This is a genomic window from Cellulosimicrobium protaetiae, assembly GCF_009708005.2.
Classification (GTDB): domain Bacteria; phylum Actinomycetota; class Actinomycetes; order Actinomycetales; family Cellulomonadaceae; genus Cellulosimicrobium; species Cellulosimicrobium protaetiae.
In genome coordinates this window covers 4,503,470-4,514,869 of sequence record NZ_CP052757.1, presented here as the reverse complement: position 1 = coordinate 4,514,869, position 11,400 = coordinate 4,503,470, and the positions used below count along the sequence as shown (strand labels likewise).

The following is an 11,400-nucleotide window of genomic DNA, read 5'->3' as shown; positions in this document are numbered from 1 at the left end:
AACTGACGAGGAGGAAGAGTGAACGCGCTCAGCACCGAGGCAACGAACTTCGGGTGGCTGCTCGACAACTTCGTGCGGACAGTCCCGGGCAGCCGGCACACGCTCGTGGTGTCGGCCGACGGCCTGCTCATGGCGATGTCCGACCAGCTCGACCGCACCAGCGGTGACCAGCTGGCGGCGATCGTCTCGGGCATGTCGAGCCTGACCCGGGGGGCTGCCCGTCAGCTCAACGGGGGGAACGTCCGCCAGGCCATCATCGAGATGGACAACGGATTCCTGTTCCTCATGAACGTCTCGAACGGGTCGGTCCTGGGCGTGGTCGCCGAGGCGAACTGCGACATCGGCCTCATCGGCTACGAGATGGCGCTCCTCGTCTCGCGCACCGAGGCCACGCTGACGCCGCAGCTCATCTCGGAGATGCGGGGTAGCCTTCCCGTCGACGGCGCGACGCGAGCCCCGGTGGGATGAGGACTGATCGATGACGAACGTACCTTTCGGAAGCATGGGAGCCCACGACGGGTACGAGGCGGCGACGGTCCGCCCGTACGCGGTCACGGGCGGACGCGTGCGGTCTGCCACCTCCGACCTGCCGCTCGAGGCGCTCGTCGAGGTCATGCCGGGCGCCGTGAACAGCTTCGGGTTGCCGCCCGAGAAGCGCTCGATCCTCCAGCACGCCGCGCACACGTACGTCTCGATCGCCGAGCTCTCCGCGCTCCTGCGCCTCCCGCTCGGCGTGACGAAGGTGCTCGTCGCGGACCTGCAGGAGGAGAACTACATCACCGTCCACACGTCGACCCCGCTCAACGTCCACACGGGCCACGGCAGCAACCACTCGGGTCTGTCCCTGAGCGTCTTGGAGAGTGTTCTCAATGGCATTTCCACCCTCTGACGGCTCGGGCAGCGCGCCGCAGGCCGGGCAGCCGTCCGGGGTGATCGGGGGTGCACCAGGCGGGCAGCCGCCGGTGCGCCAGACGTCGTGGGCACCCGTGAGCGCTCCCGCGGGCGTGCCCACCCAGGCGCCCGTGTCGTCCGCGCCCGCCCCGGGCGGGCCTGCGGCGCAGCAGCCCATGGCCTCTCCGGTCCAGGCCGCGCCGGCGCAGCCGACCCCGGCGCGACCCGCGACCGTGGCGCCTCCCGTCACCCCCGCTCCGGTGGTGGCGGCTCCTGTCGCTCAGGCCGCCGCACAGCCGCGGACCGCACCCCAGCCTGTCGCCGCGCAGCCTGTCGCGGCGCAGCCGGTCCCTGCGGCGCAGCCGGTCGGTGCACAGGCCGCCGCGGTCCAGCAGCCCGCTGCGGCCCCGCGACCCGCAGCCGGGCCCGAGCAGCCCCGGACGGCTCCCACGACGGTGAAGATCGTCGTCGCGGGAGGGTTCGCCGTCGGCAAGACGACGTTCATCGGCTCGATCTCCGACGTCGAGCCGCTGAACACCGAGGCTGCGATGACGGAGCACTCGGTGGGCGTCGACGACGCGGGCGGCGTGTCCGACCGCAAGACGACGACCACGGTCGCCATGGACTTCGGTCGTGTCTCGCTCCCGGGCAACCTGTGGCTGTACCTGTTCGGCACGCCGGGCCAGGACCGCTTCCTCTTCATGTGGGACGACCTGGTCCGCGGTGCGATCGGCGCCGTCGTGCTCGTCGACACCGATCGCCTCGAGCAGTGCTTCCCGGCGATCGACTACTTCGAGTCGCGCAACATCCCGTTCGTCGTGGGCGTCAACTGCTTCGACGGTGTGGCCAAGCACAAGCTGGAGGACGTGCGCGAGGCGCTGCAGATCCCCGCGCACGTGCCGATGCTCTACACGGACGCCCGGTCGCGCGCCGCGACGAAGCAGACGCTCATCGCGCTCGTCCAGCTCGCGATGCGCCAGCTCCGCGGGGCAGCCTGACGGCGCACACCAGCAGCACCGCACGACGGCGGATCACCCTCCACGGGGTGGCCCGCCGTCGTCGTGCAGGGGCAGGGCGTGCCACAATGGCTCGCCGGGAGGGCTGACAGAGCGGCCTAATGTGACGGTCTTGAAAACCGTTGTGCGGCAACGCACCGGGGGTTCGAATCCCTCGCCCTCCGCTTCCGACGCGGGGTACCAGACCGGTGCCCCGCGTCGTGCCGTCCGACCTCGTCCACGCCGGGTGTGGCGGTCGCGGCCCGCAGCCCCGACGCGGAGGGACCTTCGGCGAGTGCCGGGCGGGAGGTCGTACGGGATCATGGCCTCGTGACGCCTGAGCCCTCCCCGGCCGACGAAGCCGGTCTCGAGCCCGTCGACCTCATCCGTCGGTCGGGCACCGTGCTGCGGATCGGTCGCCTCGCGCTCTCCGCGGGCACGGGCAGCTACCGCGTGAAGTCGCACATGACCCGCGCGGCGCGCGCGCTGGGGCTCGACCACATCGCGGCGCACGTGACGCTCACGGAGATCACGGCGACGTCGTACCGGGGGCCCATCTTCCGCACGGAGCTCACCGAGGTCCGGTCGATCGGGATCAACGCCGACCGGCTCGCCCAGCTCGAGCGGTTCTCCGCCCGGCTGCCCGCGGGTGCCGACCTCGACGCCGTCGACGCGGAGCTCGACCGGATCGCCCGCCGCCCCCCGCTCTACGGGGCGCTGCTCAACGCGCTGTGGGCGGGGATCGCGTGCGCGGCGTTCGCGTTCCTCAACAACGGCGGCCCCGTCGAGTGCGGGGCGGTGCTGGTCGCCGCGGCGCTGGGTCAGGGCGTGCGACGCGCGATGCTCCACCGGGGGATCAACCAGTTCGGCGTGACGATGCTCGCGGCGGCGGTCGCGAGCGTCGCCTACCTGGTCCTCGTCCTCGCGCTCTCGGCGCTCGCCGGGGTCGACGGGGGGCACGAGGCGGGGTACGTCTCCGCGGTGCTGTTCCTCGTGCCCGGGTTCGCGCTCGTCACGGGGGCGCTGGACCTCGCGAAGCTCGACTTCTCGGCGGGGGTCGCGCGCGTGACGTACGCGCTCATGATCCTCGCCTCGGCGGCGCTGGCCGTGTGGGGCGTGTCGGCGGCCGCGGGGCTCGCCCCGGACCCGGTGCCGCCGCCCGGCCTGGCCGAGCCGCTGCTCCTCGGCCTGCGGAGCGTCGCGAGCTTCCTCGGGGTGCTCGGGTTCGCGCTCATGTTCAACAGTCCCTGGGCCATGGCGCTCGGGGCCGCGTCGATCGGGATGGTCGCGAACGTGGGTCGCCTGCTCCTCGTGGACGCCGACGTCGTCCCCCAGGCCGCGGCGGCGGCAGCCGCGCTGCTCGTGGGCCTGCTCGCGGCGACCGTGGCCCCGGCCCTGCGCGTCCCGCGCATCACGGTCTCCGTGCCGGCGGTCGTCATCATGGTCCCGGGGGTCACGGCGTACCGGGCGGTCTACGAGTTCAACACGGGTGCGACGGCGCAGGCGCTCGCCTACGCCGTCGAGGCCGGGCTGGTCATCGTCGCGCTCGCGATCGGGCTCGCCGTGGCGCGCATGCTCACCGACCGTGAGTGGACGTTCGAGCGCTGAGCGTCCGGACGGCGGGCGCGCGACGCCGTCGGCCGGGCGGGTTTGGTCTCGCGGCGGCGCCCTTGTACCCTGGGCGACGCGGGTCCTCCGACGGGCCCACGAGGAGACGTCGCATAGTCAGGTCTAGTGCGCCACCCTGCTAAGGTGGTAACGGAGCAATCCGTTCGAGGGTTCAAATCCCTCCGTCTCCGCTCAGGAAGGTCCCGGTGCTCGGCGCCCGGGGCCTTTTCTGTTGCCCGGAACGCTGCAGTGCGTCCCGGTCCCGCCGGCGCCCCACCGGCTCGCGACCGGTGGGGCGCCCGCGAGGCGTCGGCGGCGCGCCGCGACGGGTTACGCGCTCCCGCTGGTCGCGAGCGCGGACCGCACGACGAACCGCGAGGCTCCGGCTCCGGCGAGCACGAGGGCCGACGCGGCAGCGACGCACAACAGGAACTGCACGACGACTCCCGCGTTCGCGAACGCGTTGAGCCCGATCACGGGGACCATGAACAGCAGCGCCGCGAACGTCGCGACGCCGACGCTCACGACGAGCGGGACGAGAGTCTCGCGGAACCGCGCCTGGTCGAGGGTGCGCAGGTCCGTCCCGGACAGGACGAGCGTGCGGTACTCGGCGCGCTGGTCGATGACGCGACCGGCCTGCATCACGCCCGTCGAGACGGCCGCGAGCACGCCCGCGATGGCGAGCGTGAGGAACCCGCCGGTCTTCATGTCGGTGAGGTACTGCACCTCGTCCGGGTCGGCGCCCAGGCCAGGGTCGAGGAGCGCGAAGATGCTCGTCAGCCCGGCGATGAAGGTCGCGAGCGCGACCCCGCCGACGGAGCGCCACGCGGTCTTCGGGTCGTCCACGATCCGCCGTCCGGCGAGCAGCGTCGGCACGTGTCGCGCCGATCCCGCGGTCATCTTGCCCACGAGCCAGATGACGAACGGTCCGACGACGTTCACTGTCGCGAAGCCGACCAGCAAAATAGCGGTGAGGACGGTGAGCACGACCGCCACGGACCCGAACGACAGGTTGGTCGCGACGATCATCGCGACGAACGCCACGCCCATGGACAGCAGCCGGACGGCCTTGAGCCCGGGCGGCGTGACCCGCGCGGCGACGCCCAGCGGGGTGATCGCCACGCGGCGCAGGCTCACGAGGGCGGACAGCAGCGCCACGGCGACCACGAGGACGACCGCGCCGAGCAGCGCCGGGACCCCGACCCACAGCTCGCCGAGGCCGAACGTCCGGCCCTGGAAGCGCAGCTGCGCGACGAGAGGCAGGAGCGCACCGTAGCCGAGCAGTCCCACGAGCGCCCCGACCACGGCCTGCGCGGCAGCGTCGAGGGCCGTCAGGGTGGTGACCTGGCCCGTCGTCGCGCCCGCGAGGCGCAGCGCCGCGAGCCGGGCGTCCCGACGGGCGACGGCGAGGCGCGCGGCCGCGGCACCGAGCGTGACGAGCGGGATGAGCAGCAGGAGCGACGCGATGCCCGCGAGGAAGGGGTACTGCGCGTCGTAGGGGGTCACGCCCTCCATGCCCTCGCGGATCCCCTCGAGCCCGCCGGCGCGCAGGAGGAACGCATGGGATCCGCCCATGACGACGAGCAGGATCGCCGTCGTCACGGCGAAGGCGATGATGGCGAGCACGTTGGTCAGGCCCTGCGGGTCGCGCTCGTCGGCGCTGCGGCGGCGCAGGAGCCACCAGAGGTCGACGGTCCTCATCGTGCGCTCTCCTGGCTCGGCGCGACCGGCGCGATCGGCGCGACCGGCGCGGGCGGGGCCGCGGGCTGCGTCCCGGGTGCGAAGAACTCGCCGGAGATGCGCCCGTCGCGCATCGTCACGGTGCGGGAGCAGTGCCGGGCGACGCCCGCGTCGTGCGTGACGACGACGAGGGCGGCGCCGGAGTCGCGGGTCGCGCGCGTGAGGACGTCGAGCACCTCGGCGCCCGTCGACTGATCGAGGGCGCCGGTCGGCTCGTCCGCGAAGACGACGCCGGGCGACCCGACGAGAGCGCGGGCGATCGCGACGCGCTGGGCCTGGCCGCCGGAGAGCTCGCCGGGGCGGCGCTGCTCCATCCCGGCGAGGCCGAGGTGCGCGAGCCAGCGGGCGGCGACGGCCGTCGCCTCGGCGCGCGCCGTGCCCGCGAGCATGAGCGGCAGGGCGGCATTCTCGACCGCGGGCAGCTCCGGCAGGAGCTGGCCGGACTGGAAGACGAAGCCGAAGTCCTGGCGCCGCAGCACGGTGCGGCGGGTCTCGGAGAGCGTCGTGACGTCCTCGCCGCGCCACGACACCGAGCCGGACGTCGGGGTGACGATGCCCGCGAGCACGTGCAGGAGCGTGGTCTTGCCGGACCCCGAGGGACCCATGATCGCGACCGACTCGCCCGGGTGGACCGTGAGGTTCACGCCCGCGAGGGCGTGCGTCGCGGTCTGGGCGGAGCCGTAGACCTTGGTGAGCGCGCTCGCGACGAGGGGCGAGCCGCCGGGGGCGGAGGAGGGGCCGGTGAACGTCATGCGTCGATCGTGCGTCGGGGACGGGTGCGGTCGCGTCGGGCCGGGGGCGGGACGTCGCGGCGCCCGCGTCCGACCGTGGGGGGACCGTCCGGCGTGCCGTGTGCGGCGAGGGTCGGACGGCGTGGCGTCCGTCACCTCGGGCCTCACGGGGCCCGATCGGTTTGGGTTCGGGGCGGGGACGCGGTAGTGTTCTCGACGGCCGGTGAGCGATCAGCGGTCAGCAGGACCAGCGCCCGTAGCTCAACGGATAGAGCATCTGACTACGGATCAGAAGGTTGGGGGTTCGAATCCCTTCGGGCGCACATCGAGAGCCCCGAGACCCATGGTCTCGGGGCTCTTCTCGTCGTCCTGCACCCGCGGCCGCGCGACCCGCACCGGCGGTGCTGCGGCCTCGCCGCGGGTGAGCGCACGTCGGCCCGCCGCTGCGGCCCGTGCGCCGGTTCGTCTCACGAAGAGAGACGCCTGCCACATCCAAACTGTTTCATGACCGACGCCCGTCTTCCGCAGCTTCCTGCGGCTCCCGCCTCCGCCCTCACGCGCCCGGAGGCGTTCCTCTGACCATGCGAAGGTGTGGATATCGCCTCGATGTGTCTAGGGTCTTCGACGGTATGGACACGACGACGAACGCCGCGCCCACCGCTCCTTCGACCCCGCCGCGCGATGACGTCGCGCCGCAGACGCACGACGACGAACGGTCACCACGGATCGTCCTGCGCCGCCCCGCCGCGGACGACGGGGCCGGGATGTGGCGCGTGGCGCGGGACTCCGGTGAGCTCGACCTGAACTCGTCGTACGCGTACCTCCTGCTCGCCCAGCACTTCGCGGACACGTGCCGGGTCGCGGTCCACGGCGACCGGGTGGTGGGGTTCGTCTCGGGGTACCGGCTCCCCGACGACGTCTCCCGGCTCTTCGTGTGGCAGGTCGCGGTCGACGAGGGTCACCGCGGCCGGGGCGTCGCCGGTCGGCTGCTCGACGCTGTCGTCGACGCGGCCCCCGACGTGTCCTCGGTGACCACCACGGTCGCCGAGGACAACACCGCCTCGCGCGCGCTGTTCGTCCGCTGGGCAGCCCGGCGCGGGGCGACGATCACGACCCGGCCCCTGTTCACGGCGGACCAGTTCCCGGACGCGCACGTCGACGAGCCGATGCTCGTCATCGAGGGCGTGCGCTCCCGGTGAGCCGAGGCCGGTGCGAACCGGCCCTGACTCGGGCTACGCCGGTCCGGCGCACGGGTGACGCCGTAGCCCTCGCACACTCACGCACCCGAGCGCACCATCCCAAGGAGAGTCCTCCGTGACGATCTCGACCGCACCCGTCCCCGAGGCGTACGCCGCCGACGACCCGACGGGCTTCACAGCCCTGGAGTCCGGTGTGCGCAGCTACTCACGTGCCTGGCCGGCCGTCTTCGACCGCGCGGTCGGCGCGACCGTCCGGTCCGAGGACGGCACCGAGTACCTCGACTTCTTCGCCGGCGCGGGGTCTCTGAACTACGGGCACAACGAGCCACGACTCAAGAAGGTGCTCCTCGAGTACCTCGCGGATGACCGCATGGTGCACTCGCTCGACATGCTCACGGCGGCCCGTCGCGACTTCCTCGAGACGTTCCACGACCGGATACTGCGCCCGCGCGGGCTGGACCACAAGGTGGTGTTCCCGGGCCCGGGCGGTGCGAACGCCGTCGAGGCGGCGCTCAAGCTCGCGCGCAAGGTCACGGGACGCGAGTCCGTGATCACCTTCACCAACGCGTTCCACGGGATGACGCTCGGGGCGCTGTCGGTGACGGGCAGCTCGATGAAGCGCGGCGGGGCGGGCGTGCCTCTCGTCCACGCGACGCCGATGCCCTACGACGACTACTTCGACGGCGACGTCCCCGACTTCGTGTACCTGGAGCGGCTGCTGGCGGACGGGGGCAGCGGGCTCAACGAGCCCGCCGCGGTGATCGTCGAGACCGTGCAGGGCGAGGGCGGGATCAACGCGGCGCGCGCGGAGTGGCTGCGCGGTCTCGCGGACCTCTGCTCGCGGCACGGGATCCTCCTCATCGTGGACGACATCCAGATGGGGTGCGGTCGCACGGGCGGGTTCTTCTCGTTCGAGGACGCGGGGATCGTCCCGGACATCGTGTGCCTGTCGAAGTCCATCTCGGGGTACGGGCTGCCGATGGCGCTCACTCTCATCCGGCCGGAGCTCGACGTGTGGGAGCCGGGCGAGCACAACGGCACCTTCCGCGGCTTCGCGCCGGCGTTCGTCACGGCCGCGGAGGCGATCCGCACCTACTGGTCGGACGACACGCTCGAGCGGTCGACGCTCGCGAAGGGCGCGCTGGTCGAGGCCCACCTCAACTCGGTCGTCGCCCGCTACCCGGAGCACGGGCTCGTCTCGAAGGGCAGGGGACTCGCGCGCGGGGTCCAGCTGCCCGACGGCGACCTCGCCGCGGCGGTGTGCGCGCGGGCCTTCGCACGCGGTCTGCTCGTCGAGACGTCGGGCCCGTCGGGCGAGGTGGTCAAGCTCCTGCCGCCGCTGACGGTCACGGACGCGGAGCTCCGCCGCGGGCTCGGGATCCTCGACGACTCCCTCGCCGAGGTCCTGGCCGGACCCGCGTCCTGAGCCCGCTCGGCAGCAGCCGTCCCGTCCCGACCGACCCCACCGAGGAGACCACCATGATCGTGCGCACCGTCGCCGAGATCACCGACACCGACGCGGACGTCCGGTCCGCGAACTGGCGCAGCAAGCGGATCGTCCTGGCGAAGGAGGGCGTCGGGTTCTCCGTCCACGAGACGACGCTCTACGCCGGGACCGTGAACGAGTTCTGGTACGCGAACCACGTGGAGGCGGTGTTCGTCGTCGAGGGCGAGGGTGAGATCACGGACCTCGCGACGGGTGAGACGCACGCGCTCGCACCGGGTTCCCTCTACCTTCTCGACGACCACGACAAGCACGTCGTGCGCCCGCGCACCCAGATGCGGACCGTCTGCGTGTTCAACCCGCCCGTGACGGGTCGGGAGGTGCACGACGAGGACGGCGTGTACCCGCTCCTCACGGAGCCGTCGGCAGCCGTCTGACGGACCGCCGGCCGTCCCCGCCCGTGCGGGCAGCGACGGCCGGCACCATCCGCCGTCGAACGATCGTCCGATAAAAGAACGACCGTGCTATCGTCGACGGCGTGACCAAGGGCGACGAGACGCGGCAGGCGATCCTGCACCGTGGCGTGGAGGCCGCGTACCGCGTCGGGCTGGCCGGGCTCACCATCGGCGAGCTCGCGGCGGCCACGGGGATGTCGAAGTCCGGCCTGTACGCGCACTTCCGCTCCAAGGAGTCGCTCCAGCTGGCCGTCCTCGGCCAGGCGCGCGCGGAGTTCGTGGACACGGTGGTCGCGCCCGCGCTGCGCACCCCGCGCGGCGAGCCCCGGATGCGGGTGCTGTTCGAGGGGTGGCTCGCGTGCGACCTGCGCCAGGACCCAGGTGGCTGCCTGTTCGTCAACGCCGCGACGGAACTCGCCGCCCAGGAGGGCCCGGTGCGCGACCAGCTCGTGCGCGACCACCGCGACCTCTACGACGCCGTCGCGCAGGTCTTCCGCACCTGCGTCGCCGAGGGCGGCTTCCGCGAGGACGTCGAGCCGGAGCAGTTCGCGTCCGACCTCTACGGCGTCATGCTCGGGGCGAACCACGCCCATGCCTTCATGGCCGACCCGCGGGCCGAGGAGCGCGCCCGGCGAGCGTTCGAGGCACTCCTCGACGCGGCCCGCACCCCAACCCTGGCCCCGGCCGTCTGACACACCGACCCAGCACCACCGACCGAGAGGAACATGCCGTGGGCGTCTCAGGCTCGAAGAAAAGCACGACCGTTCGTGCCGACCGTCGCCGCGCCGCACGGCGACGCAGGGCCGCACTGCAGCTCACGGTCGTCCGCGCGCGTCTCGCCGTCCTGCAGGCCGTCTCCCCGCGCCGCGCCGCGCGCCTCGCGCTCGACCTGTGGTGCACGCCGCCGGACGGCGCCGGACGGCGCCGCGACGACCGCACGACCCCGGGGACGCTCACCACGGTGACGACGGACGCCGGGTCGCGGGTCGTCGTCGAGACGTGGGCCGCGGCCGGGACCGGAGGCGAAGAGCGGACGAGCCGTGACGGCGGCCCGACGGCGAGCGGCTCGCCCGGCGAGGCCGCCGTCGTCTACCTGGCCCACGGCTGGGGCGGGTGGCGCGGCCAGCTCGGCGCGTTCGTCGAGCCCCTGCGGGGGGCGGGCTTCCGCGTCGTCGCCTTCGACGCGCCGAGCCACGGCGACTCCGGCCCCGGCCTCCTCGGGCCGCGGCGCAGCACCATGCCGGAGCTCGCGGACGCGCTCGCGACGGTCGTGCGGGCGCACGGCGAGCCCGCGGCGGTCGTGTCCCACTCGCTCGGCACGGCGACGACCGTCCTCGCGGTCCGCGACGGGCTCCCCGCGGAGAGGCTCGTGCTCGTCGCGGCGATCGCCGACGTGCTGGGCGAGCTCGACGGCTTCGCCGACCTCCTCCGGCTCTCACGCCCGACCCGTGAGCTGCTCCAGGGCCTGCTCTCCGACGTCGCCGGTCGCCCGCTCGCCGAGCTCGACGTGCGCGAGACCCTGCGCACGCACCCGGTACCGCCCGCGCTCGTCGTGCACGACAGGGCGGACAAGGAGGTCCCGTACCCGGTCGGCGCCGCGCTCGCCGCGGCCTGGCCCGAGGGCGAGCTCCTCACGACCGAGGGGCTCGGCCACCACCGGCTGCTGCGCGACCCGGAGGTCGTGCGTGCCGTCGTGGACTACGTGACACCGGTGCGACCCGAGGTGCCCGTCGACCACGACCTCGCGCGTCGAGGTGCCTGAACGGGTGCGCGTCCCGGCCCCGGGCCTGCGACCGCGGACCCGCGTCAGACGGGCGGCTGGTATCCCGTGGCCCTCGTGACGGCGCGGGCACGGCTCGAGCGGGAGAGCATCACGCACCCGGGGATGAACGCGCCCAGCAGCACCGGCCCCCCGACGAGCATGACGCCCCAGAGGAGGAGCGCCAGGTAGCCGGCGGCCGAGTTGTTCGACGGGTCGCTGTCCGCGTACGCGAGCAGGGCGACGCTCAGCGCGCCGGCGGCGACCATGAGCACGACGGGCACCCAGATCAGCACCCACGCCGTGGTCCGGTACCGGCGCGTGAACGCCGCCGGCGGGATCGTCGGGAGCGGGGGATAGCCGGGTCCCGCGCCGGGCGGCGGATAGCCCGGCCCGGGCAGGCGGCCCGGCCCGGGGTGCGCGGGCGGATACCCGGCGCGAGGGTCGTGCTGCGGGGACGGCGGCGGTGAAGGGTGCACTCCGTGTGGATACCAGTCGTGAGCCGGGCACGCCAGCACCGTCCACGGCTTCCGTGGGAGTACAGGGCCTGGGCGTGCGGGACGCCGCTACCCGGACGT

The 11,400-nt window shown here is 73.4% G+C and carries 12 protein-coding genes and 3 tRNA genes; 12 read left to right on the top strand and 3 right to left on the bottom strand.

From position 1 onward, the window contains the following. Positions 1-18: 18 nt before the first annotated feature. The 6 genes from FIC82_RS19440 to FIC82_RS19415 all read left to right on the top strand — a co-directional run bounded on the left by FIC82_RS19440 (position 19) and on the right by FIC82_RS19415 (position 3,685). On the top strand, positions 19-468 hold the full coding sequence (locus FIC82_RS19440) for a roadblock/LC7 domain-containing protein (protein ID WP_024839165.1): 450 nt from the start codon (positions 19-21) through the stop codon (positions 466-468). A gap of 34 nt (positions 469-502) precedes the next feature. After that, positions 503-889, top strand: coding sequence for a DUF742 domain-containing protein (locus tag FIC82_RS19435; protein WP_154799575.1), 387 nt, complete (start codon positions 503-505; stop codon positions 887-889). Positions 890-1,346: 457 nt separating this feature from the next. Next, the gene (locus FIC82_RS19430) at positions 1,347-1,889 is read left to right on the top strand and encodes a GTP-binding protein (RefSeq protein ID WP_051471385.1); all 543 of its coding nucleotides are present in this window, start codon (positions 1,347-1,349) and stop codon (positions 1,887-1,889) included. A 97-nt stretch (positions 1,890-1,986) separates the two neighbouring features. Beyond that, positions 1,987-2,071, top strand: a tRNA-Ser gene (locus FIC82_RS19425). 145 nt (positions 2,072-2,216) lie between these two features. Further along, on the top strand, positions 2,217-3,494 hold the full coding sequence (locus FIC82_RS19420; protein ID WP_168732137.1) for a threonine/serine exporter family protein: 1,278 nt from the start codon (positions 2,217-2,219) through the stop codon (positions 3,492-3,494). A 102-nt stretch (positions 3,495-3,596) separates the two neighbouring features. After that, positions 3,597-3,685: transfer RNA gene (locus FIC82_RS19415), tRNA-Ser, on the top strand. 139 nt (positions 3,686-3,824) lie between these two features. On the opposite strand, the gene FIC82_RS19410 is transcribed toward FIC82_RS19415, so the two are convergent. Then, a complete protein-coding gene (locus FIC82_RS19410; protein WP_154799574.1) occupies positions 3,825-5,195 on the bottom strand; it encodes an FtsX-like permease family protein in 1,371 nt (456 codons plus the stop codon). Next, entirely contained in the window at positions 5,192-5,986 is a 795-nt protein-coding gene (locus FIC82_RS19405; RefSeq protein WP_154799573.1) for an ABC transporter ATP-binding protein, read from the bottom strand. Before FIC82_RS19405 ends, FIC82_RS19410 begins: the two co-directional genes overlap by 4 nt. 229 nt (positions 5,987-6,215) lie before the next feature. Between FIC82_RS19405 and FIC82_RS19400 the strand changes: the two genes are divergently transcribed. The 6 genes from FIC82_RS19400 (at position 6,216) to FIC82_RS19375 (ending at position 10,825) form a co-directional block, all read left to right on the top strand. After that, positions 6,216-6,288 (top strand) — tRNA-Arg (locus tag FIC82_RS19400). Positions 6,289-6,594: 306 nt separating this feature from the next. Continuing rightward, positions 6,595-7,164, top strand: coding sequence for a diaminobutyrate acetyltransferase (gene ectA, locus FIC82_RS19395; RefSeq protein ID WP_154799572.1), 570 nt, complete (start codon positions 6,595-6,597; stop codon positions 7,162-7,164). Positions 7,165-7,279: 115 nt separating this feature from the next. Further along, a complete protein-coding gene (gene ectB, locus FIC82_RS19390) occupies positions 7,280-8,590 on the top strand; it encodes a diaminobutyrate--2-oxoglutarate transaminase (RefSeq protein ID WP_418884337.1) in 1,311 nt (436 codons plus the stop codon). Between the two features lie 53 nt (positions 8,591-8,643). Then, positions 8,644-9,045, top strand: a complete 402-nt coding sequence (locus tag FIC82_RS19385; RefSeq protein ID WP_154799571.1) for an ectoine synthase — start codon at positions 8,644-8,646, stop codon at positions 9,043-9,045. Between the two features lie 101 nt (positions 9,046-9,146). Beyond that, positions 9,147-9,755 (top strand): TetR/AcrR family transcriptional regulator, encoded by a 609-nt coding sequence (locus FIC82_RS19380; RefSeq protein ID WP_168732136.1) that lies wholly within the window; start codon positions 9,147-9,149, stop codon positions 9,753-9,755. A gap of 38 nt (positions 9,756-9,793) precedes the next feature. Beyond that, complete coding sequence (locus FIC82_RS19375) at positions 9,794-10,825, top strand: alpha/beta fold hydrolase (protein WP_168732135.1); 1,032 nt, start codon at positions 9,794-9,796, stop codon at positions 10,823-10,825. A 44-nt stretch (positions 10,826-10,869) separates the two neighbouring features. Here the strand turns inward: FIC82_RS19375 and FIC82_RS20920 are convergent, their stop codons facing one another. Next, a complete protein-coding gene (locus tag FIC82_RS20920; RefSeq protein ID WP_216609945.1) occupies positions 10,870-11,301 on the bottom strand; it encodes a hypothetical protein in 432 nt (143 codons plus the stop codon). Positions 11,302-11,400 lie beyond the last annotated feature (99 nt).